Annotated in this window: 19 protein-coding genes; 4 read left to right on the top strand and 15 right to left on the bottom strand. The window is 68.7% G+C overall.

Annotation, left to right across the window (positions count from 1 at the left end; genetic code table 11):
* Positions 1–9: 9 nt before the first annotated feature.
* Positions 10–1,263: a serine hydroxymethyltransferase gene (glyA, locus tag HIV01_RS10060; protein ID WP_207526917.1), complete on the bottom strand. Its 1,254-nt coding sequence runs from the start codon at positions 1,261–1,263 to the stop codon at positions 10–12.
* 145 nt (positions 1,264–1,408) lie between these two features.
* On the opposite strand from glyA, the gene lpxO reads away from it, so the two are divergent.
* From lpxO to HIV01_RS10080, 4 genes are all read left to right on the top strand, one after another.
* Positions 1,409–2,317: a lipid A hydroxylase LpxO gene (lpxO, locus tag HIV01_RS10065; protein WP_200608445.1), complete on the top strand. Its 909-nt coding sequence runs from the start codon at positions 1,409–1,411 to the stop codon at positions 2,315–2,317.
* A 123-nt stretch (positions 2,318–2,440) separates the two neighbouring features.
* Positions 2,441–4,105, top strand: coding sequence for an energy-dependent translational throttle protein EttA (ettA, locus tag HIV01_RS10070; RefSeq protein WP_200606829.1), 1,665 nt, complete (start codon positions 2,441–2,443; stop codon positions 4,103–4,105).
* 159 nt (positions 4,106–4,264) lie between these two features.
* Positions 4,265–5,080: an orotidine-5'-phosphate decarboxylase gene (gene pyrF, locus HIV01_RS10075; RefSeq protein WP_200606830.1), complete on the top strand. Its 816-nt coding sequence runs from the start codon at positions 4,265–4,267 to the stop codon at positions 5,078–5,080.
* Between the two features lie 62 nt (positions 5,081–5,142).
* Positions 5,143–6,477 carry an NCS2 family permease gene (locus HIV01_RS10080; RefSeq protein ID WP_200606831.1) on the top strand — a complete coding sequence of 445 codons (1,335 nt, stop codon included), beginning with the start codon at positions 5,143–5,145 and terminating at the stop codon, positions 6,475–6,477.
* Between the two features lie 3 nt (positions 6,478–6,480).
* Here the strand turns inward: HIV01_RS10080 and HIV01_RS10085 are convergent, their stop codons facing one another.
* The 14 genes from HIV01_RS10085 to purL all read right to left on the bottom strand — a co-directional run bounded on the left by HIV01_RS10085 (position 6,481) and on the right by purL (position 23,203).
* Positions 6,481–7,368, bottom strand: a complete 888-nt coding sequence (locus HIV01_RS10085) for a glycosyltransferase family 2 protein (RefSeq protein WP_245156994.1) — start codon at positions 7,366–7,368, stop codon at positions 6,481–6,483.
* A complete protein-coding gene (locus HIV01_RS10090) occupies positions 7,355–8,191 on the bottom strand; it encodes a glycosyltransferase family 2 protein (protein WP_200608449.1) in 837 nt (278 codons plus the stop codon). The genes HIV01_RS10085 and HIV01_RS10090 overlap by 14 nt, the downstream gene beginning before the upstream one ends.
* A gap of 5 nt (positions 8,192–8,196) precedes the next feature.
* Entirely contained in the window at positions 8,197–10,446 is a 2,250-nt protein-coding gene (gene gspD, locus HIV01_RS10095; protein WP_200606833.1) for a type II secretion system secretin GspD, read from the bottom strand.
* A 9-nt stretch (positions 10,447–10,455) separates the two neighbouring features.
* Positions 10,456–11,280, bottom strand: coding sequence for a general secretion pathway protein GspN (locus HIV01_RS10100; protein WP_200606835.1), 825 nt, complete (start codon positions 11,278–11,280; stop codon positions 10,456–10,458).
* Positions 11,270–11,905 carry a type II secretion system protein GspM gene (gspM, locus tag HIV01_RS10105; protein WP_200608451.1) on the bottom strand — a complete coding sequence of 212 codons (636 nt, stop codon included), beginning with the start codon at positions 11,903–11,905 and terminating at the stop codon, positions 11,270–11,272. Before gspM ends, HIV01_RS10100 begins: the two co-directional genes overlap by 11 nt.
* 10 nt (positions 11,906–11,915) lie before the next feature.
* The gene (locus HIV01_RS10110) at positions 11,916–13,109 is read right to left on the bottom strand and encodes a PilN domain-containing protein (RefSeq protein WP_200606836.1); all 1,194 of its coding nucleotides are present in this window, start codon (positions 13,107–13,109) and stop codon (positions 11,916–11,918) included.
* Positions 13,106–14,029: a type II secretion system minor pseudopilin gene (locus HIV01_RS10115; RefSeq protein ID WP_245156772.1), complete on the bottom strand. Its 924-nt coding sequence runs from the start codon at positions 14,027–14,029 to the stop codon at positions 13,106–13,108. Before HIV01_RS10115 ends, HIV01_RS10110 begins: the two co-directional genes overlap by 4 nt.
* Positions 14,026–14,679: a prepilin-type N-terminal cleavage/methylation domain-containing protein gene (locus HIV01_RS10120; RefSeq protein ID WP_200608455.1), complete on the bottom strand. Its 654-nt coding sequence runs from the start codon at positions 14,677–14,679 to the stop codon at positions 14,026–14,028. Before HIV01_RS10120 ends, HIV01_RS10115 begins: the two co-directional genes overlap by 4 nt.
* Positions 14,670–15,092 carry a type II secretion system protein XpsI gene (xpsI, locus tag HIV01_RS10125; protein WP_200606837.1) on the bottom strand — a complete coding sequence of 141 codons (423 nt, stop codon included), beginning with the start codon at positions 15,090–15,092 and terminating at the stop codon, positions 14,670–14,672. The genes HIV01_RS10120 and xpsI overlap by 10 nt, the downstream gene beginning before the upstream one ends.
* A complete protein-coding gene (gene xpsH / locus HIV01_RS10130; protein WP_245156773.1) occupies positions 15,089–15,550 on the bottom strand; it encodes a type II secretion system protein XpsH in 462 nt (153 codons plus the stop codon). Before xpsH ends, xpsI begins: the two co-directional genes overlap by 4 nt.
* A gap of 43 nt (positions 15,551–15,593) precedes the next feature.
* Positions 15,594–16,028, bottom strand: a complete 435-nt coding sequence (gspG, locus tag HIV01_RS10135; protein ID WP_200606838.1) for a type II secretion system major pseudopilin GspG — start codon at positions 16,026–16,028, stop codon at positions 15,594–15,596.
* A 100-nt stretch (positions 16,029–16,128) separates the two neighbouring features.
* Positions 16,129–17,346: a type II secretion system protein XpsF gene (gene xpsF / locus HIV01_RS10140; protein ID WP_200606839.1), complete on the bottom strand. Its 1,218-nt coding sequence runs from the start codon at positions 17,344–17,346 to the stop codon at positions 16,129–16,131.
* Positions 17,347–17,448: 102 nt separating this feature from the next.
* Positions 17,449–19,164: a type II secretion system ATPase GspE gene (gspE, locus tag HIV01_RS10145; RefSeq protein WP_200606840.1), complete on the bottom strand. Its 1,716-nt coding sequence runs from the start codon at positions 19,162–19,164 to the stop codon at positions 17,449–17,451.
* 109 nt (positions 19,165–19,273) lie between these two features.
* Positions 19,274–23,203, bottom strand: a complete 3,930-nt coding sequence (purL, locus tag HIV01_RS10150) for a phosphoribosylformylglycinamidine synthase (protein ID WP_200606841.1) — start codon at positions 23,201–23,203, stop codon at positions 19,274–19,276.
* Between the last annotated feature and the right edge of the window lie 23 nt (positions 23,204–23,226).

Consider the following 23,226-nt stretch of genomic DNA (forward strand, 5'->3'; position numbering starts at 1 on the left):
TGGCCATCCTCAGCCGTAGACCGGGAACTTGCGGCACTGCTGGGTGACCTTCTCGCGCACTTCGGCGATGACCTTGTCGTCGCCGGTTGCATCGAGCACGTCGCAGATCCAGTTGGCCAGTTCGACGCAGTCGGCTTCCTGGTAGCCGCGGGTGGTGACGGCCGGGGTGCCGATGCGCAGGCCCGAGGTCACGAACGGCTTTTGCGGGTCGTTCGGCACGGCGTTCTTGTTGACCGTGATGTGGGCCTTGCCGAGCGCGGCCTCCGCGTCCTTGCCGGTGACGCCCTTGCCGATCATGTCGATCAGCATCAGGTGGTTCTGGGTGCCGCCGGAAACGATCTTGTAGCCGCGCTTGATGATGGTCTGCGCCATCGCCTGGGCGTTCTTCACGACCTGCTGCTGGTAGGTGGTGAACTCCGGTTCCAGCGCTTCCTTGAAGGCGACCGCCTTGGCCGCGATCACGTGCATCAGCGGACCGCCCTCGATGCCCGGGAAGACGATGCTCTGCAGCTTCTTGACCAGGTCCTCGGACGGGTCCTTGGCAACGATGATGCCGCCGCGCGGACCGCGCAGCGTCTTGTGCGTGGTCGAGGTGACCACGTGCGCGTGCGGCAGCGGGTTCGGGTAGACGCCGGCGGCGACCAGGCCGGCGACGTGGGCCATGTCGACGAACAGGAACGCACCGACCTTGTCGGCGATGGCGCGGAAGCGCGCCCAGTCGATGTGCTGCGAGTAGGCCGAGAAGCCGGCGACGACCATCTTCGGCTTGTGCTCGACGGCGAGCTTCTCGACTTCATCGTAGTCGATCATGCCCTGGTCGTTGACGCCGTACTGGACGGCGTTGAAGAGCTTGCCGCTGGCATTGACCTTGGCGCCGTGGGTGAGGTGGCCGCCGTGGGCCAGCGACATGCCCAGGATCGTGTCGCCCGGGTTGAGCAGGGCGAAATACACGGCCTGGTTGGCCTGCGAGCCCGAATGCGGCTGGACGTTGGCATAGTCGGCGCCAAACAGCTGCTTGAGGCGGTCGATGGCGAGCTGCTCGGCCACGTCGACGTATTCGCAGCCGCCGTAGTAGCGCTTGCCCGGGTAGCCTTCGGCGTACTTGTTGGTCAGGACGCTGCCCTGGGCCTCCATCACGCGCGGGCTGGCGTAGTTCTCCGAGGCGATCAGTTCGACGTGATCCTCCTGGCGGCGGGCCTCATTGGCGATGGCCTGGGCCAGTTCATCGTCGTAACCGGCGATACGGGCAGAGCTGGGGAACATTCGCGAAAACCTCGAACGGTGGGGTCAGGGACCAGGGAGGGGTGGCGCAATCAGACCCCGGATGGTAGCCCAGGGCTTAAAATGCGGCCAGCAATGTGCCCCCCTGGACCCCAGGCGGCCCATTTCCCACCCCACAGGGAACCCGATCGTGAAATGGCTTTTTGTCTTCCTTTTCCTCGCCAGCGCGGTCTACGTGCACTTCCGCGGCAAGGTACGGCACCGTCTGGGCCGGCAGCTGCTGGACCATTCCACGTTCATGGCGCCGGTCAACGTGCTCATGTACGCGTTCTCGCGCGTGCCGACCACGGCCTTCATCCCTGAACCGGGCGACCACTTCCCCGAGCTGGAGCCGCTGCGCGCCAACTGGCAAGTGATCCGCGAAGAAGCCCGCCGCCTGCGCGAGCTGCAGCACATCAAGGCCGCCGAGGGCTACAACGACGTCGGCTTCAACTCGTTCTTCCGCCGTGGCTGGAAGCGCTTCTACCTGAAGTGGTACGACGACGCCCACCCGTCCGCCGCCGAGCTGTGCCCGCAGACCACGGCCCTGCTGCGGCAGATCCCCAGCGTCAAGGCGGCGATGTTCACCGAACTGCCGCCGGGCGGCGAGCTGCGCCCGCACCGCGACCCCTTCGCCGGCTCGCTGCGCCTGCACCTGGGGCTGGAGACGCCCAACGACGACGCCTGCTTCATCGAGGTCGACGGCAACCGCTACAGCTGGCGCGACGGCCAGTGGACGATGTTCGACGAAACCTTCATCCACAGTGCCCGCAACGATACCCAGAGCAACCGGATCATCCTGTTCTGCGACGTCGAGCGGCCGATGAAGTACCGCTGGGCGCAGGCGCTGAACCGCTTCATCGCGCGCAACCTGATCGCCGCCGGCGCCTCGCCGAACATGGAAGGCGACAAGACCGGCGGCATCAACCGGCTGTTCAAGTACTTCTACGTGCTGCGCCTGAAGGCCAAGGGGCTGCGGGAGCGCAACAAGAACCTCTATTACGGCCTGAAGTACCTGGCGGTGGTGCTGGTGGTGGCGTTCATCGTCTGGATCTGAGCCGCTGGTTCTGAACCCGGCGCCCCCTGAACCGCCCCGCCCCAAACCCGTATAATCGCCGCTTCCCCGCCCTGCCCCAGGCCTCCCGGCCCGGCTCGGCGCGTCCTGCGTTCCGGAGTGCCCATGTCGCAATACATCTACACCATGAACGGTGTCAGCAAGACCGTTCCGCCGAAGCGCCAGATCATCAAGGACATCTCGCTGTCCTTCTTCCCTGGCGCGAAGATCGGCCTGCTCGGCCTCAACGGCGCGGGCAAGTCGACGGTGCTCAAGATCATGGCCGGCGTCGACACCGATTTCGTCGGCGAAGCGCGTCCGCAGCCGGGCATCAAGGTCGGTTACCTCGCCCAGGAGCCGCAGCTCGATCCGACGCACACCGTGCGCCAGGCCGTCGAAGTCGGCGTCGGTGACGTGCTCAGCGCGCAGGCCGCGCTCGATGCCGTCTACGCCGCCTACGCCGAGGAAGGTGCCGATTTCGACAAGCTCGCCGCCGAGCAGCAGCGCCTGGAGGCGATCCTCGCCACCGGCGACGCGCACATGCTCGAGCAGCAGCTGGAAGTGGCCGCCGACGCGCTGCGCCTGCCGCCGTGGGACGCGGTGGTCGGCAAGCTGTCGGGCGGTGAGAAGCGCCGCGTCGCACTGTGCCAGCTGCTGCTGCAGAAGCCGGACATGCTGCTGCTCGACGAACCGACCAACCACCTCGACGCCGAGTCGGTGGAATGGCTGGAGCAGTTCCTCGCGCGCTACACCGGCACCGTGGTGGCCGTCACCCACGATCGCTACTTCCTCGACAACGCCGCCGAGTGGATCCTCGAGCTCGACCGCGGCCGCGGCATTCCGTGGAAGGGCAACTACACCGACTGGCTGACCCAGAAGGAAGAGCGCCTCAAGCAGGAAGAAGGCCAGGAGAAGGCGCGCCAGAAGGCGATCCACAAGGAACTCGAGTGGGCCCGCCAGAACGCCAAGGGCGGCCGCTCCAAGGGCAAGGCGCGCCTTGCCCGCCTCGACGAGCTGCAGTCGGTCGACTACCAGCGCCGCAACGAGACCAACGAAATCTTCATCCCGCCGGGCGAGCGCCTGGGCAACTCGGTGGTCGAGTTCAAGAACGTCAGCAAGAAGTTCGGCGATCGCCTGCTGATCGACAACCTCAGCTTCCTCGTGCCGGCTGGCGCGATCGTCGGCATCATCGGCCCGAACGGCGCCGGCAAGTCGACGCTGTTCAAGATGATCACCGGCCAGGAAAAGCCGGACTCCGGCGAGATCACGATGGGCTCGACGGTCAAGCTGGCCTATGTCGACCAGAGCCGCGACAAGCTCGAAGGCAACCACAACGTCTTCCAGGAAGTCTCCGGCGGCCTGGACATCCTCAACATCAACGGCGTCGAGATCCAGTCGCGCGCCTACATCGGCCGCTTCAACTTCAAGGGCCAGGACCAGCAGAAGCTGGTCGGCACGCTGTCGGGTGGTGAGCGCGGTCGCCTGCACATGGCCAAGACCCTGCTGCAGGGCGGCAACGTGCTGCTGCTCGACGAACCGTCCAACGACCTCGACATCGAGACCCTGCGTGCGCTGGAAGACGCGCTGCTGGAGTTCCCGGGCAACACCTTCGTCATTTCGCATGACCGCTGGTTCCTGGACCGCATCGCCACGCACATCCTCGCCTTCGAAGGCGACTCGCACGTGGAGTTCTTCCAGGGCAACTATCGCGAGTACGAGGAAGACAAGAAGCGTCGCCTCGGTGCCGAGGGTGCGCAGCCGCATCGCCTGAGGTTCAAGGCGCTGAAGTGACGCACGGCCCGGCCGCGCCTTGCGCGGCCGGCTTTGCCGGTGCGTCATCCCGGCGAAAGCCGGGATCCAGTTTGATCCTGATGTTGTCGATGCTGCCGCAGCAGCACGTCCATGGATTCCCGCCTTCGCGGGAATGACGGCTTGAAGACGGAGAACCGCGTGACCTTCATTACGTCCCTGAAGCAACGCTGGACCCAGGCCGACTCCCTCGTCTGCGTCGGCCTCGATCCGGAACCGGCAAAGTTCCCGGCGCGCTTCAAGGGCGACCCGGATTCGGTGTTCAACTTCTGCCGCGCGATAGTCGATGCGACCGCGCAGTACGCCTGCGCGTTCAAACCGCAGATCGCCCACTTCGCCGCACTGGGTGCCGAAGACGCCTTGCAGCGACTGGTTGCGCACATCCATGTCGCGCACCCCGGTATCCCGGTGATCCTCGACAGCAAGCGCGGCGACATCGGCAGCACGGCGCAGCACTACGCCAGCGAAGCCTTCGACCGCTACGCCGCCGACGCCGTTACCGCCAATCCGTACCTCGGCCGCGATTCGCTGCAGCCGTTCCTCGACCGTGCCGACCGCGGCGTGGTGATCCTGTGCCGCACCTCCAACCCGGGCGCCGCAGACCTGCAGGACCTTGTGGTCGCCGACGGCCGTCCGCTCTACCAGCACGTCGCCGAGAAAGTTGCGCGCGAGTGGGACAGCCATGGCAACTGCGCGCTCGTCGTCGGCGCGACCTGGCCGCAGCAGCTGCGCGAAGTGCGCGCGATCGTCGGTGACATGCCGTTCCTGGTGCCCGGTGTCGGTGCCCAGGGCGGCGATGTCGAGGCGGTGGTGAGCAATGCCAGGACCGCCGACGGCACCGGCCTGATGGTCAGCAGTTCGCGCGCGATCCTGTACGCCTCGTCCGGCGATGACTTTGCCGATGCGTCGGCGCACGCGGCGCGCGAACTGCGCGATGAGATCAATCGCCACCGCTGATCGTCATCGGTGATCTCCACCATGTGGCCTTCACGATGTGATCTCCACAATGTGACCCCGTCATGCCCACTCGCGCCCTCGAATCCCTGTTCAAGCTGCGCGAGCACGGCAGCGATGTCCGCACCGAGCTCGTCGCGGGCCTGACCACGTTCCTGACGATGTCCTACATCGTCTTCGTCAATCCCAGCATCCTCGGCGACACCGGCATGGACGTCGGCGCGGTGTTCGTAGCGACCTGCCTGGCTGCGGCGATCGGCTCGCTGGTCATGGCCTTCGCCGCCAACTACCCGGTCGGCATGGCGCCGGGCATGGGTCTCAACGCGTTCTTCGCCTTCACCGTCGTCGGCGCGATGGGCTACAGCTGGCAACAGGCGCTCGGCGCGGTGTTCATCTCCGGCATCGTGTTCCTGTTGCTCACCATCACCGGTGCGCGCGCGTGGCTGATCGCCGGCATACCGCATTCGCTGCGCAGTGCGATCACCGCCGGCATCGGCCTGTTCCTGGCGATCATCGCGCTGCAGAAGTCCGGCGTGATCGTCGGCAACCCGGACACGCTGGTGTCGCTGGGCGACCTGCGCGAACCCGAGCCGCTGCTGGCCGTCGCCGGCTTCCTGCTGATCGCGGTGCTGGAAGCCTGGCGCGTGCGCGGCGCCATTCTGATCGGCGTGCTCGTGGTCACGGCCGCGGCGCTGCTGCTCGGCCTGGTCCAGTACAACGGCCTGATCGACCTGCCGCCGAGCCTGGCGCCGACCTTCATGCAGCTCGACATCCGCGGCGCCCTCGGCGGCGGCGCCGGATTGTCGCTGTCGGCGATGCTGCACGTGGTGATCGTGTTCGTGCTGGTCGAGGTGTTCGACGCCACCGGCACGCTGATGGGCGTCGCCCGCCGTGCCGGCCTGCTGCCGACCGACGATGCCACGCCGGCACAGCAGAAGCGCTTTGGTCGCGCCCTGTTCGCCGACAGCAGTGCGATCCTGGCCGGGTCCCTGCTTGGCACCAGCAGCACCACGGCCTACATCGAAAGCGCATCGGGCGTGCAGGCCGGCGGTCGCACCGGGCTGACCGCGCTGGTGATCGCGGCGCTGTTCCTGCTGGCGCTGCTGTTCTCGCCGCTGGCGTCGATCGTGCCGCCGTACGCGACCGCGCCGGCGCTGCTGTTCGTGGCCGGCCTGATGCTGCGCGAACTGGGCGACGTGCATTGGGATGACCTCAGCGAGTCGGTCCCGGCAGCGCTGTGCACGCTGGCGATGCCGTTCACCTACTCCATCGCCAACGGCCTGGCGTTCGGCTTCATCGCCTATGCGGTGCTGAAGCTGTTCACCGGGCGCGCACGCGAGGTGCACTCGGCGGTGTGGGTGGTGGCGGTGTTGTTCGTGCTGCGCTTCGCGCTGGCCTGAGCGCTACCAGGTGCGCAGGCGCGCACGCACATAGGCAACCGGGAAGCGCAGCCAGATCGCCGTGAACACGCCGATGCCGACCCACAGGCTGCGCCGGGGCGCCTCGAACTTGCGGAAGTAACGCCACAGGCCGCGGTGCTTGTGCCACTCCACGAAAAACGGACGCGAGCGGCTCGATACGCCGCGCACGTGCAGCACGCGGATGTGGTTGGCGACCGCGATCATCGCCCCACCCTCGCGCGCGCGGCGGCACAGGTCCAGGTCCTCGGCGTGCAGCCGATAACCCTCGTCGAAGCCACCGATGCGCATGAACAACGTACGCGGCATGAGCATCAATGCGCCGGAAATCGCCTCGACCGGCTGCAGCGCCTGCGTGTCGTCGATCGGCAGTTCGAGTTTCGCCGCCGGCGTGCCGCCGAGCGCACCGGCAAGCATCGCCGAGAAATCCGGATCGCGACGTCGCGCGGCGCCGTCGCGATGACCCTGCTCGTCGATCAGGTCGGTGCCGAGCAGGATGTCGCCACGCCCCTGCGCCAGCGCGCGCAGCCGCGACAGCGTGTCGCGTTCGACCAGGCAATCGGGATTGACGAAGGCCAGCCACGCCGCATCGCCGTTGGCATCGCGTGCACCCTGGTTGCAGGCGACGGCGAAGCCGGGATTGTCCGGGTTGGCGATGAAGCGAACGCGCGCATCGGCCATGGCATGGCGCTGGACGATCTCCAGGGTGTCGTCGTCGGACTGGTTGTCGACCACGCGGATCGCCGCCACGTCGTCGGCGCCGCGCAGGCGCTGCAGGCAGTCGTCGATGGTCTCCGCGCTGCGGTAGGTCACCACCACGACGGCGATACCGTCCTGGCTGGTTGCGGCGACGGAGGAGTCAGGCGAAGAGATCACGTTGCGGTTCCGGAGGGCCGATGCTGTCGAGCAGTACTGCCAGTTGCGTGCGCGACGCCCGTAGCGGGTCCTGCATGAGGAAGTTTGCCAGCCGCGGGTGCCAATCGGGCCAGCGCGCCGCCAATGCGTCCATGTCGCCATCGAACGGCACGCCTTCGCCGCGGCGGCCGACGAAGGCGGTATCACACAGCACGTTGCGCCAGCCCAGCCCGGCCAGGCGCAACGACAGGTCGATCAGCGCCGCGTACCACGATCCATAACTGCTCGCGTCCAGGCCACCGACGCGGCGGCGGGCGCTGCCGCGGATCAGCACCGCATGGGTCACCGCCGCCGGCAGTTCCGGATGCAGCGCCGGCATGCCGGCCGCCGCGCGCGCGAGCCGCTCGAGGTCATTGGGGATCGCGTCGATCTCGCCGATGCGTGGCCAGGCAGCCGCCTCGCCGGCGTTGCTCCAGGGCGTCGCCGTGGCGATGGCACCGTCGCTGGCGAGACCGGCGGACAGGCGCGCCAGCCAGCCCGGCGATGGCGCCGCGTCGGGCGCGAGCACGGCGACATCGGCATCGCCGCACGCCACCAGCACTTCATCCAGGTGCGCCACTTCGCCGACGCTGCGCTGGCGGCGCGTGTAGTCGGCCTTCAGCGCGGTGCGCGCGACCCAGCGTTCGATGATGGCGTAGGCACGGGGACCGGCCTGGGCATCGTCGGCCAGCCATACCTGCGTACCAGGTGCGGTGGCGGCATCGAGCGCGGCCAGACAGCCATCGAGCGCTTCGTCGTCGCTGCCAACCGGCACCACGACGATTGGCGACGCACCCTGCACTGACGTCACTGCTGTCCGGGCCTGCGCGGTTTGCTCTGCAGCGGCTCCATGCCACGGAACCGGCGGCCGTACTCGTCGGTGAGGTCGCGGGCTTCCTGTGGGTTCTGCACGATGGTCGGCGTCAGCAGGATGATGACTTCGTTGCGGGTCGTGCGTGAGCTCTGCGTGCCAAACAGCGCACCGATCACCGGAATCCGGCTCAGGCCCGGCAGGCCCGAGGCTCCGCGCGTGACGCCATCACTGATCAGACCGGCAAGCATCACCGTGTCGCCGCTCTGCACCGCAGCCTCGGTCTTGAGCCTGCGCGTGTCGATGCGCACGTTGCCGTTGCGATCTTCCTCGGTGCCGGGCGTGCTGACTTCCTGGACGATGTCCAGGAACACCACGCCGTCCTTGGCCACGCGCGGGCGAACCTTGAGGATGGTGCCGGTGTCGAGATACTGGACCTGGCTGTAGGTGTTGCTGGTATCGACGCCCGGGTTGACCGTCACCGACGAGATCGGAATGCGGCTGCCGACATTGAGCGTGGCCTCGGCGTTGTTTCGCACCATCACCGACGGCGTCTGCAACAGTTGCAGGTCGGTGATGCTGTCGAGCGCGCTGATCACGGCGGCCGCATCGTTCTTGAAGAGCGACCAGACCAGGCCGCTGCCGCTGACGCCGCCGATGCTTGCGCCCAGCGTGCTCCATTTCGGCGGGATACCGGTACCGGGCGTGGTTACGTCGGGAAAACCATTCTCGACTGCGGCATTCTCAAGGAACCAGCTCACGCCGTAGCGCAGCTCGCCTTGTAACTGCACTTCCACCACCTGCGCCTCGATGTGCACCTGCATCGGCATCACGTCGAGCCGCTCGATCACGTCGCGGATCGACTTCCACGCCGACGGGCTGCTGCGCACGATCAGCGAGTTGGTTTCCTCCACCGCCGACACGCCGACACGGTCGCCATCGACCTCGAGGGTCAGCGCGGCATTGCCAGCCTGCCTGGCGTTGAGCGAGAGCGAACCCTCACCGAGACCGCCGCTACCTCCATTGCTGCCAGAGTCGCCAGTGTCGCCGCCACCGAGGGTCGCGGTGCTGCCGTAACCGCTGTCCTGGAGCTCCACCGACTCCAGCCCAGGCATCAGCGATGGCGCACCGTTGCCACCGCCGCCACTGCTGCCGCGACCGCTGCCGAAGACATCGCCGAGGCGATCGGCTAGGTCCTTGGCCTTGATGTACTTCAGTTCGTACGAATACAGCTGCACGCTGCCGCCGGCGTTGTCGATCCGGTCGAGCCACTGCTGGATGTCGTCGAGGTAATTGGCCTGCGAGGTGATCACCAGGACGGCATTGGCGCCTTCCAGCGGCATGAAGCGGAACATGCCCGCCACCGGCGACTTGCTCTGCTCGCCGAACACCTTCTCCAGGTCGGCCACGACCTTGGTCGCCTTGCCCGACTGCAACGGGAACACGCCCACCGACATGCCGGCCAGCCAGTCGACGTCGAACACCTGGATGGTGCGCAGGTAGTTCTCGAGCTCGGCGCGGCTGCCGCCGACGGTGATGACGTTGCGGGAGTTGTCGACGTTCACTATCGCGTTGGGCCGCGCATACGGCTTGAGGATCTTTTCCATCTCGGTGGCCGAGACGTACTTCAACGGCACCGTGCGCACTTCGAAGCCGCGCGCGTTGGCGGCGCCGCCGGTGCGGGCAGCCACGTTGCCGGCCAGGGCCTGGTCGGCCGCCACCACGTTGTAGCGTCCGCCGCTGTAGACCAGGCGCGCGTTGTTCCAGCCCAGCACCATCTCCAGCAGGTTCAGCGCCTCGGCCGGACTGACCGGCTTGGGCGTGGCGAGGGTGACGGTGCCCTGCACGCCCGGGGCGATGACGTAGTTCTGGCCGAGCATGTCACCGAGGATGGCCTTGACCACCGCGTGCAGCGATTCGCCTTCGAAGTTGAAGGTCGCCGAGCCGCTGGTCGCGCCCAGGTTCGGCGGCGGCGCCGAGCCGGCGCTCTGGTTGATGACCTGGCCGGTACCGCGGCGGATCTGCGGACGGGCATCGCCACCGGTGGTCGATTCGGGCAGCGGCTGCGCGGTGGTGCCGGCTGCGCCGGCGCCGGCGGTTTGCTGCGCGGGAGAGGGTTGGCCGTCGCGCCTGACCTTTGGCACCGGCGCGCTCGCGCAGGCGGCCAGCAGGCTGGCAATGGTGGTGGTGACGATCGCCTGGGTGGCGAATCGGCGAGCGGCGAGCTTCCGGGCGCTGGGCTTCATGCGTTCACTCTAAGGCGTCTTGGCCGGGGGTTGCGCGGCCTGCTGCTGCCGCATCTGCGCACGTCGCGCTTCGATCCGCTTGCGGATCGCTTCCATCTGCGCGTCGGGTGTCATCGGCGCATCGTCATTGTCCGGTTCCGACGGTCGCGTCGTCGCCTGACCGGGGGCAGTGGCACCGGATGTGGCGCGGGCCGGGTTGGCGGGCGGTCGCGCAGCCGGTGGGATCTTCGCTTGCGGCGCTGCCTGCAGCGACGTGCCGACCGGTTGCTGCAGGCCCGCCGGCAACGGTTGCGGCGGCAACGCATTGAGCGCGGTCGGCGGTTGCCCGCCTTGTCCGTCGAACACGCGCAAGGTCATTTCGCGCCGCCCTTCCGGACCTTCGAAAACGGCGCTGCGCGCATCGAGCGCGGTCAGTCGCCACGCCGGATGCGAATCGGGCACCTCGCCCAGCTTCACCCGCACCGACTCGCTGCCGTCTGCCGGCTGCAGTATCGCCATGTGCAGGTTGGGCGTGATGAGCACGCTGGTCAGCAGGTAGTCGAATGCGTTGTTCTTGCTCTCGCCCTCGCCCTGCCCCTGCAGGAAAAATGGTTTGGGCTGGCGATCGGTCGAGAACAACGGGCGCGCGCCGATCTGCGTGTATTGCGCAAGCGGGCCCAGTCGCTCGGCCGCTTGCGCGCGCGTGGTCGGCAGCGGCCGCAGCAGGCTCGGGTCGGCGTCGAGTTCCGGCGCATGCCGGCCCATGCCGGCCAGCGCCAGCAGCCAGGTCAGCACGGCCCAACCGGCGACGGTGGCGAGCAGCCAGGTGCGCGGGCCGGCGTCGTCAAGGCGCACGCGTCACCTCCGTGGCTGCGGCACCCGGTCGCAGGTACCCGGACAGGTCGAAGCTGACATCGAGACCACCGTCGCCGCCGGGCTGCGCGTTGCCGGGCAGGAAGTAGCCGCGCGACGACAGAATGTTGAGATTGTTGACGAACAGTCGCGGCGCGCCGCTTTCCAGCGCATGCAGCACCGCGGCCAGTTCAGGACTGCCGCAGCGCATGCGCACCTGCACCACCACCCGCGCGTAGCGATCACGCCTGGGCTCGCTCAGCGGCGAGCGGTTGCTGATCGCGCAACTGCGATTGCCCGGGCTGGCCTGGGCGACGACGGCCTCCAGTCGCTGCACCAGTCCGGCGGTGGCCAGTTCGGCGCTGCTCTCGGGCAGGAAGCCCGGCTGGCCCGCTTGCCGTGTGCGCAACTGCTGCAGTCGCTGCGCCACCAGCGGCGCCTGCTGCAACTGCATGCGCTGGCGCAGCTCGCGTTCCTGCAGTGTCTGCAGGCGCTCACCGGCTTCGATCATTGGCACCGTCCACCACGGATGCACCAGCACCAGGTAGGCCAGCGCGAGCGCCGCCAGGAACAGCCCCAGCGCCAGCCAGCGATCGCGGTCGATGCGGGCCGCGCCGGTGCGCGGGATTGCCTTCGCGTCATTGGCCATCATCGGCCTCCGCTCGCGGCGCAGCCGCAGGACGTGGCGCCGCCGCCGGCCCCAGCTCGGCCGTCAGCGTGAAACGGTCGCGGCCGCTGGCCGGGTCCGGCATCAGCGCGCCGGTCAGTGCCGGCGCGCGCCACAGCGGCGAGCCCTGCAGGCGCTGGATCAGCGATGGCGCCTCGCGGCTGAGGCCGATCATGGTGAGGCTGGTGTCCTCGATGGCGAGCTTTTCCAGGTACGTGTTGTCAGGCAGTCGACGGGTCAGTTCGTCGATGACTTCCAGCGAGGTCGGGCGCTGCGCGCGCGCACGGTCGATGAAGGCCTGGCCTTCGGTGAGTTCGATGAGCGCCTGCCGCTGCGTCGCCGCGGCACGCGCGGCGGCGGCATGGCGGGCGATGGTCTGTTCGAGGTCGTCGGCGGCGGCGCGACGGTTGCCCAGCAGTTGCCACATCGTCGCGGCCACGGCCAGCAGGGCGATGGCGATCAATGCCAGGTTCCAGTAGCGGAACGGGTCGCCGTGGTGCCGGCGCTGCTGCGCTGACAGCAGGTTGACGCCGAGCGGGACGCCGCCGCTGCCGGCGACATCGATGCCGGCCAGCGTCCGCGCCAGCGGGCCGAGTGCGGCCAGTTGCGGATCCAGCCCCTGACGCGGCACCACCACCAACTCGGTATCGAGCATGCCGTCGCTTTCGCGCCGGCCGAGCACGCGCGCGTCGAAGGCGACGGTGTCGGCGGTGAATGGGGTCTGGCGGTCGATCTCGAAGCCGACCACATCGCGCAGGCGATCGGCGGCCGCGGCGGGAAGCGCCAGGCGGCGGCGCAGTCCGGCCGTCGCCGGCAGCAGCAGCCAGCGCGGCAGGTCGGCCAATCGCGGCGGCAACAGAGGCGCCAGCGGATCGGTCCCCGATTCGGGGGCGGACGCCAGGGCCAGCGCCGGAACCGAACCCAGGTCACGCAGTTGACCGCCCTGTTGCAGGCGCAGCTGCAAGGTCTGGTCGTGCAGTTGCAGGAGCAGGCGACCGCGGTCGAAACCGAGCACGCGACGCACGCGCATCGGCAACCAGGCGGCGAGGTTTTGCCCCCACCAGCCCAGAAAGCCGCCCGCACCCGGGGCCAGCCGCGCGCCTATGCGCCGCAACCGGTCCTGCGCCCAGTCGGCTCCCTGCCGTGTCTGGCTGCCTGCATTCATCGTGGTGAAGCTCCCTCCTCCCAGCGCAGCGGAGTGTAGGCCATGCCGGGCAAAGCCCCACCCCCGGCGCGGACAACGACCCGCAACAACGACTCGCGACCATCGGCGAGTCGAGCACGGCTGTCGATACTATAGGTGCCACTGCCGCCCCCGGCCACGCCGACGATGTCGCCCGGCACGCCCTGCGCCAGGCCGCTGGCATCGCCGCCCCGTCGCTGTGCGAGCAGATCGTTGCCATTGAGCCCCATCGCATCGAGCACCGGCCCGGCGGCGTAGGCCGCGTCCGGGCGTGCGCGACCGCTGTAGACGGTCAGGTAGGGTTCCAGCCGCGCGTACAGCGGCGGGGTGAATCCGATCACCTGTTCGAGTTCGGCGACGCTTTCGAACTCGGCATCCTTGGCGCCGTAGGGAAGCCCGGCCGAGGCGTAGTCGGCGTCTTCGCCGCCGCCGGCGGGTTGCGTCAACGGGTCGGGGTCGCGCCAGTCGAGGATCGCCGCCGCCAGCCGCGCCGCCTGCGAGGGGTCCATGCGTGCGCCGCCGGGCATTGAACCAGGTTCGGCCGAGGCCACGCGCTGGATCAGCGCGGCCAGCATCTGCGCATCAGCCTGGTTGAGGTCGACCTTGCCGCTCTCGTCGGTCATGTGGACCTCGACATCGGCATCGCCGTAGCGCCAGCGATAGGCGCGTCCGTCCGGCCGCCATTTCAGTCGCGGGTCGCTGAGGGCGACGCGGGTCAGTGCGTATTCCACGCCGGCACGCGCTGCGCCTGAGGCGACCAGGCCGCGCACGAGCACGCGCCCCTGCATGCTTTCGATGCGCGCCAGCAGGGCGAACGCGCCGATCACCGAGGTCAGCAGCACGATCAGCCACAGCACCAGGATCAACGCTGTCCCGCGCATGCCCGGACGAAGCACCGTCATAGCTGCTGCACCGTCAAGCCGGCGCCGTCGACCTGCGCGGCCAAGGGCAACGACACCACCAGCGGCGGCCAGGCGCGTCCGTCGCGATCGACCAGCGTCACCTCCACCAGCAGCGGGAGTCGCTCGCTGACTTCCCACTTGTCCTGCCAGTCGCCCAGGCGACCTTCCTCGTTCAACGCCCGATAGCGGAATCGCGCTTCGCGCAGGCCCTCCACCAGCAGCTCCGGCGGGCGCGGCTGCGGCTCCTCGATGGTCTGGCCGGCGAGCACCATGCTCAGCGCGAGCGAGATGCGCGCGTCGTCGCCGGCGCCCTCGATCGTCAGGTCATGCAGGTACGGGCCGCCACGACCGAGGTAGTCCGGCAGGTCGGCGACGAAGCGCAGGCGGTCGGGCTCGCCGACGAAACGGATCGGCGTGCCCTTGCTTTCATCGAAGGCGAACGCGACCGGACGCGTCGCCGTCAGGCGACTGCGCAGGAAGCCGGCGACGGCGCGCATGTGCTCGCTGCTATCGGCCATCGCTTCGCCGCGGATCGCCGTGCGGTTGGCGGCGCCGAGCGTGGTGAACGCCAGCGCCAGGCCGGCCACCAGCAGCACCGTCGCCAGCAGCACTTCGATCAGGGTGAAACCGCGCGCGCGCCTCATGGCAATGGCGCCTCGCCGCCTGCAGCGACCGTGCGCAGGGAACGCAGTTGCAGGCGCTGGCCAGGCCCGGCGTCGCCCCACTGCACCGCCAGCGTGACCTCGAACAGGCCCGCGGCATTGGGGTCGACCTGCTGCCTGGCCGCCGCGATGCTGGCGTCGCGCCATGGCGCGATGCGCAGTTGCCAGCGGTAACGGCCGTCCTCGAACTCGCCGTCGCGCTGGCCGGGCGCGATCACCTCGCCCGCGCCGACTTGGGCCAGCAACGACTGCGCGTACAACGCCGCGCGCGCGGCATCGCTGGAGCCGCGCACCTGTCGCGCGGCGCCGGAAAGAATGCCGAGCAGCAAAGTCAGCGCCAGCGCCAGCAAGGCGAAGGCGACGATGACCTCGAGCAGGGTGTAGCCGCGCTGGCGCTTCATGGCGGCGGCGCTCCCGCGGCACGGCGCAACCGCACTTCGCCGGTGAGCCAGGCCACGTCGATGTTCCATGCCGCGCTGCGGGCACTGAGCTGGACGCGGCCGCCGGTGCTGGCGCCGTCGGCGAAGAACACGATCGCACCCTCGCCGCGTCGCGGCTGCACCTCGCGCGCACCGGTGAAGGTCACGCGCAGGGCCGGAGAGATCTCGCCCTTGCGTCCGTTGGGAGCGGTCCAGGCGTGCGCGGCCGGATCGAGGGTGAAGCGTTGCGGCTTGCCGGTGGCGATGGCGTGCGTGCGCGTGTAGCGCAGTTGCGCCGCCACCGACTTGGCGGCCGAGCGCAACTGCATGCCCTGGATGCCGCCGCCCAGCGCCGCCGCGGCAAGCACGCTGATCGCAGCGATCAGCGCGATCACCAGCAGCATCTCCAGCAAGGATGCGCCGCGGGCAGGATGCTGCATTGGGCCAGGTCCCCGATGGCTGCCTTGTGCGCTTACCCGGCCGTCACTCGTACTTGATGTCGGCGTCGACGCTGGTGCCGCCGACCTTGCCGTCCTTGCCCAGCACGACCAGGTCGAACGGGCCGCCCTCGCCCGGCGCGCGGTACTCGATCGGGTGACCCCACGGATCCTTCAGCTCGGCCGGCTTCGCGTACGGGCCGAGCCAGCCGTTGACGTCGGTGGGCTGGGTGACCAGTTCCTCCAGCGAGGTCGGCAGGCGGCCGGTGTCCATCTGGAACGCCTCGACCTTGCCCGCCATCGTCTGCACCTGCGCCTTCGCGATGTTGTAGTCGCCGCGGTCCTTGCCACCGAGCACGCGGCTGCCGACGAAGGCCAGCACCGCACCGATGAGCACGATCACGATGATGATCTCGATCAGGCTCATGCCGCGCTGGCGGGCAGCGGAAGGAGACCTGTTCAACGAACGACGGTTACGCATGTGGGGGATCCTTGTCGAGTGCGGTGACGATGACGGGATGTTTACCCGAAATTGGCGGCAAAAGGGCTGACTGCGCGAGGCTGCATTCAGTTCCCTGCCGTCAGCCGATCGCGTTGGTCAGGTCATACAGCGGTGTCAGCACCGCCAGCACGACCATGCCCACGACCGTGGCCAGCACCACCGTCACCAGCGGCACCATCGCCGCCAGCATCCGGTCCAGCGCCAGCGCTGTTTCCTGTTCGAACGTTTCGGCGGTCTTGACCAGCATCGTATCGAGCGTCCCCGACTCCTCGCCGACCTGGATCATCTGCAACGCCAGCCGCGGGAAGCGCTTGCCGCGCCCCAGCGCGGTCGACAACGCGACGCCGTTCTTGACCTCTTCGGCGGCAGCGGCGACATCGGCGGCGAGCACGCGGTTGCCGAGCACGTTGCGGCCGATGCCGAGCGCGGCCATCAGCGGCACGCCGTTGCGCACCAGCGTGCCGAGGGTGCGTGCAAGGCGCGCGGTCTCGACCTTGGCCACCAGCGCGCCGGCGAAGCGGCGCTGCAGCAGCCAGGCATCGAAAGCCTCGCGGAACACCGGATCGCGGCGCTTGCGATCGAACCACCACAGCGCCAGCGCCGGTACCACCAGCAGCACGATCCACCAGTCGCGCACGAACAGGCCCACGCCGAGCACGATCTGGGTGAACAGCGGCAGCTGCGCATCGAGGCTCTCGTACATCGCCGCGAACTGCGGAACCACGTAGCCGAGCAGGAACAGCAGGCTCAGGCCGACCATCACCAGCAGGATCGCCGGGTAGATCAGCGCGTTGATGACGCGGCCCTGCAGCGCGCGCGTGCGTTCCATGTAGTCGGCCAGCCGCGCCAGCGTCTCGTGCAGGCTGCCGCCGGCCTCACCGGCGCGGACCATGTTGACGTACAGGCGCGAGAACGTGCCGTGCTGGCGCTCCAGCGCCGACGACAGCGAACTGCCGCCGCGCACGGCATCGCGCACGTCGCCGATCGTGCGGCGCGCCAGTTCGTCTTCGGGCAGTTCCAGCAGGATGGTCAGGGCGCGATCGAGCGGCTGCCCGGCGCCGAGCAGCGTCGCCAGCTGCTGGGTGAACTGCACCAGGCGCGCGCCGGCAAACGGCCGGGTCTTGAACAGCCCCTTCCACACCGACGCCCCGGACGCCTCGCTGGCCAGCTTGGCCTCGACCGGCAGATGCCCCTGTTCCTGCAGGCGCGCGACCACCTCGGCGTTGCTGGCGGCTTCCATCTGGCCGTCGAGCAGCTCACCGCGGGGGTTGAGGGCTTTGTAGTGGTAGAGAGGCATCGTTACTCGTCATTCCCGCGAAGGCGGGAATCCATGGACGTCGTTTGAATCGAACGGCGGTGAATCATGAAGTAACCCGACATTCCCGAGCGCCGGGAATGGTCACGCATCCTCCGTCACCCGCAGCACTTCCTCGATCGTCGTCTCCCCCGCCAGCGCCTTGATGATGCCGTCCTCGTACATCGTGCGCATGCCCGACTGGCGCGCGATCTGTTCGATCTCGCCCATGCCGGCGTGGCGCATCACCGCGCGGCGCAACTCGTCGTTCATCACCAGGAACTCCATGATCGTGGTGCGGCCGAGGTAGCCGTTCGGCGCGATCGCCGACGGGCGCGGATGGTAGAGATAGATGTCGCCGGTTGGCTGGTAACGGCGCAGGTTGAACTTCTCGATCTCCTCCGGCGACGCCAGGTACTTCTCGGCATGGGTCAGCTCCAGCTTGCGCACCAGGCGCTGGCCGAGGATGCCGTTGATGGTGGACGTCAGCAGGTAGTCCTCCACGCCCATGTCGAGCAGGCGGGTGATGCCGCCGGCGGCGTTGTTGGTGTGCAGCGTCGACAGCACCAGGTGACCGGTGAGCGCCGACTGGATCGCGATGCGGCAGGTCTCCAGGTCGCGCATTTCGCCGATCATGATGATGTCGGGGTCCTGGCGGACGATGCTGCGCAGCGCATGGGCGAAATCCAGGCCGATCTGCGGCTTGGCCTGGATCTGGTTGATGCCCTCGATCTGGTACTCGACCGGGTCCTCGACCGTGATGATCTTGACGTCGGTGGTGTTGAGCTTGCTCAGCGCGGTGTACAGCGTGGTGGTCTTGCCCGAGCCGGTCGGGCCGGTCACCAGCAGGATGCCGTGCGGCTGGTCGAGCACCTTCTGGAACTGCGGCAGGAAGGCGTCGGTGAAACCCAGGCGCTTGAAGTCGAACACCACCGTCTCGCGGTCGAGCAGACGCATCACCACGCTCTCGCCGTGCGCGGTTGGCACCGTGCTCACGCGCAGGTCGAGTTCCTTGCCCTGCACGCGCAGCATGATGCGGCCGTCCTGCGGCAGGCGGCGCTCGGCGATGTTGAGCTTGGCCATGATCTTGACGCGGCTGATCACCGCCGCGGTGAGATTGGCCGGCGGGCTTTCGCCTTCGGTCAGCACGCCGTCGACGCGGTAGCGCACCTTCAGGCGGCTCTCGAACGGTTCGATGTGGATGTCGGACGCGCGCAATTCGACGGCGCGCTGGATGATCAGGTTGACCAGTCGTATGACCGGCGCTTCCGAGGCCAGGTCGCGCAGGTGCTCGACGTCGTCCAGGTCGCCACCGCCCTCGCCTTCGGCAGTCTCCACGATCGCGCCCATCGCGCTGCGGCCCTGGCCGTACCAGCGTTCGACCAGGTCGCCGATCTCCGAGCGCAGCGCCACCGCCGGGCGGATGTCGCGGCCGGTCGCCAGGCGCAGGGCGTCGATGGTGTACAGGTCCTGCGGGTCGGCCATCAGCACGTCGACCGCGGTCTCGCTTTCGCCGACCGGGCAGACCGCGAACTGCTTCATGAAGCGCGCCGACATCGCCACGCCCTCGGGCGGCAGCTCGGGCGCATCCTTGACGTTGACCAGCGGCAGGCCGAGCACTTCGGCGCAGGTTTCGGCGTGGTCGCGCTCGGACACCAGGCCCAGGCGCGCCAGCAGGGCCAGCAGGCCGCCGCCGGTTTCCTCCTGCAGGCGGCGGGCGCGCGCCAGGTCGGCATCCTTCAGCCGGCCCTTGGCCAGCAGGGCCGCGACGATGCGGTCATCGAGACTGGCTTGGCCGGTGTCGTTGGCGACTGCGTTCACGCCGTCCTCCGTGGCTGTCAGGCCATGGACTTTAGCAGCTTGCCCGCGGCGTTTCGGCAACCGCCAGGCCTTCCCCTCTCCATGTGGGGAGGGGGGAGGAGGTGCGGCGTCAGCCCACCCAGATCCGCGCGTTGCGGAACATCCGCAGCCACGGCGAATCCTCGCCCCACTCGGCCGGTGCCCAGCTCAGGTTGGCGCTGCGCAGGGTGCGCTCGGGGTGCGGCATCAGGATCGTGGCGCGACCGTCGTCGCTGGTCAGGCCGGTGATGCCGTCGGGCGAGCCGTTCGGGTTCAGCGGATAGCGCGTGGCGACGGCACCGTTGCCGTCGACATAACGCAGCGAGACATGCGCCGCGTTCTGGTCCAGAGCGCTGTCGAACTCGGCGCGGCCTTCGCCGTGCGCAACCGCGACCGGGATGCGCGAGCCGGCCATGCCGCGGAAGAACAGCGACGGCGACTCGACCACTTCCAGCAGGCCCAGGCGCGCTTCGAACTGCTCGCTGGCGTTGCGCAGGAACTTCGGCCAATGGGTCGCGCCGGGGATGATCGGCTTGAGCTGCGACAGCATCTGGCAACCGTTGCACACGCCCAGCGAGAAGCTGTCCTCGCGGGCGAAGAACTGTGCAAACGCATCACGCAGCGCGCTGCGCTCCAGCACCGAAGTCGCCCAGCCGCGGCCGGCACCGAGCACGTCGCCGTAGCTGAAGCCACCGCAGGCGGCGATGCCCTTGAAGTCGGCCAGCGAGACATTGCCGGCGATGAGGTCGCTCATGTGCACGTCGAAGGCTTCGAAACCGGCGCGGTCGAACGCCGCCGCCATCTCGATCTGGCCGTTGACACCCTGCTCGCGCAGGATCGCCACCTTCGGCCGGGCGCCAGTGTTGATGAACGGCGCGGCGACATCCTCGGACGGATCGAACGACAGGCGCGGCTTCAGGCCCGGCGCGTTGAAGTCGCGTGCCAGCGCGCGTTCCTGGTCGGCACATTCGGGGTTGTCGCGCAGCTTCTGCAGGGCATGGCTGGTCGACCACCAGGCGTCGAAGAGTTCGTCCCAGCGCCATTCGGCCAGGGTCTGCCCTTCGTCGCGGACACGGATCGCCGGTGCCGTGGTCGGACGCGCGATGCGTTGCGCGCAGTCGATCAGGCCGTGGCGGGAAACCATGTCGGCGAAGATGGCGCGGTCCTCGTCGGCAACCTGCACGATCGCGCCGAGTTCCTCGTTGAACAGCGTGCGGAACGGGTCGTGGCCCCAGCCGTCGAGGGTGATGTCCAGGCCCAGTCGCGAGCAGAACGCCATCTCGCACAGCGCAGCCCATGCACCGCCGTCGGAACGGTCGTGGTATGCGCGCAGCAGGCCGGCTTCACGCGCATCACGGATGAGCTCGAAGAAATCACGCAGGCGCTGCGGGTTGTCGAGGTCGGGCACGCCGAGCGAACCGGCGAATGCCGGCAGCGGCGAGTCATTGCTCTTCGATACGGCGTCCGGATGGCACTGCGCCAGCACCGAACCGCCCAGGCGCTGCTTGCCGGCACCCAGGCCGATCAGCCACAGCTCCGACTCCTCGTTGCGATCGAGCAGCGGGGTCAGCTGCTGGCGCACATCGACCACCGGCGCGAACGCGGTGACGATCAGCGACACCGGCGACACCGACTTCGACGCGACGCCGTCGCTGTGCCACTGCGCCTGCATCGACAGCGAATCCTTGCCGACCGGGATGCTCAGCTCCAGCTCCGGACACAGCTCCATGCCGACGGCCTTGACCGCGTCGAACAGTCGCGCGTCCTCGCCCGGATGGCCGGCGGCGGCCATCCAGTTGGCCGACAGCTTGATGCGGTTGAGCGATTCGACCGGTGCGGCGCACAGGTTGGTGATGGCTTCACCCACCGCCATGCGCGCGGCGGCGGCGGCGTCGATCAGCGCCAGCGGCGTGCGCTCGCCGAGCGACATCGCCTCGCCGACGAAACCGTCGAAGCCCGACAGCGTGATCGCGCAATCGGACATCGGCAGCTGCCACGGACCGATCATCTGGTCGCGCGCGGTCAGGCCACCGACGGTGCGGTCACCAATGGTGACCAGGAAATTCTTCGAAGCGACCGACGGATGGGCCAGCACGCGCAGTGCGGCGTCGCGCAGGTCCAGGCCGTTCCATTCCAGCGACGGCCACGGCGCCGGCGGCGGACGACGCGCGTCGCGGTGCATCTTCGGCGGCTTGCCGAACAGCACGTCCATCGGCAGGTCGATCGGCCAGTCGTGGCCGGGCTGGCGCGCGTTGTCGACGGTGGCGCCGTAGCCGACCACCAGGTGTTCCTCGGCGGTGGCATAGCCGACCACCGCGAACGGGCAACGCTCGCGCGCGCAGATCTGCGCGAATTCGTCGACGCGGTCGGCCGGCAGGCCGAGCACGTAGCGCTCCTGCGATTCGTTGCACCACAGCTGCATCGGCGACAGCGACGGGTCGTCGCTGGGCACCTTGGCCAAGTCAATCACGCCGCCCAGGCCGGAGTCGTGCAGCAACTCGGGGATGGCGTTGGACAGGCCGCCTGCGCCGACGTCGTGCGCGGTCGCGATCGGGTTGTCGAGGCCGCGGGCGATGCAGCGGTCGATCACTTCCTGGCAGCGACGCTCCATTTCCGGGTTGTCGCGCTGGACGCTGGCGAAATCGAGTTCTTCGTGGCTGTCGCCGGACGCGACCGAGCTGGCGGCACCGCCACCCAGGCCGATCAGCATCGCCGGACCGCCGAGCACGATCACCGCATCGCCGGGCTTCATGCCCAGCTTGGTGACCTGCACGCGATCGATCGCACCCAGGCCGCCGGCGAGCATGATCGGCTTGTCGTAGGCGCGCGCAAGCGTGCTGTTCGAGTTCTTGCCTTCGTCGAGCTCGAAGCTGCGGAAGTAGCCGGTCAGGTTGGGGCGACCGAATTCGTTGTTGAAAGCGGCCGCGCCGATCGGGCCTTCGAGCATGATTTCCAGGGCCGAGGCCATGCGCGGGTTGAGCGAGCGCTCGCGCTCCCACGGCTGCGGCAAGGTCGGGATGCGCAGGTGCGAGACGCTGAAACCGCACAGGCCGGCCTTGGGACGGCCACCGCGGCCGGTCGCGCCTTCGTCGCGGATCTCGCCGCCGTTGCCGGTCGATGCGCCCGGGAACGGCGCGATCGCGGTCGGATGGTTGTGCGTCTCGACCTTGATCGCGAACGCCGAGTCGACCTGCGTCTCGGCGCGATAGCCGCGGGTGATCGGGTCGGGGCGGAAGCGTCGGCTGGCATAGCCTTCGACCACCGCCGCGTTGTCGCTGTACGCCGAGAGCGTGTGCTCGGGCGTGGTCGCGTGGGTGTGCTTGATCATCTTGAACAGCGATTGCTGCTGCTCGGCGCCATCGAGCGTCCACGAGGCGTTGAAGATCTTGTGCCGGCAGTGCTCGGAGTTGGCCTGGGCGAACATCATCAGTTCGACGTCGGCCGGCTCGCGGCCGAGCACGCTGAAGCGTTCGCGCAGGTAGGCGATCTCGTCCTCGGCCAGGGCCAGGCCGAGGCGGACGTTGGCGTTCTCGAGGTCGGCCAGCGCAATGCGTTCGAGCTGGCCGCGCGCGGGCGTGGCGAACAACGCCGCGGCGTCGTCGCGCGTTTCCAGCAGCGACTGCGTCATCGGATCGTGCAGGACCTTGGCCAGCGCGCCCTGGGTCGGGGCATCGGCCGGCCATCCGGTCAGGTCGTAGCGGGTTCCGCGCTCGACGCGCTTGATCGGCAGGCCGGCGCCGCGAAGCAGCTCTGTCGCCTTGCTCGCCCACGGCGACAGGGTGCCCAGTCGCGGCGTGACAAAACGGGAGACGGCGCCATCCGCGCGCGCAGCCTCACCCGGCTCGGCCTGGAGGATGCGGCGCAGTGCGTCGGGGTCCGGCGTCGCACCAGTCTCGGGCTCGACCCAGTAAACGGGCCAAGCGCCAAGGACGCGGACGGACGGATGGAGGGCTTGCAGGCGGGCTTGGAGCCGCTCGCGGCGGAACGGCGACAGGGCGGATGCGCCCTCGAGGACGATCATGTCCGGGGAACCGTGCAACGTCG

This window comes from Lysobacter arenosi (genome assembly GCF_016613475.2).
Taxonomy (GTDB): Bacteria; Pseudomonadota; Gammaproteobacteria; order Xanthomonadales; family Xanthomonadaceae; genus Lysobacter_J; species Lysobacter_J arenosi.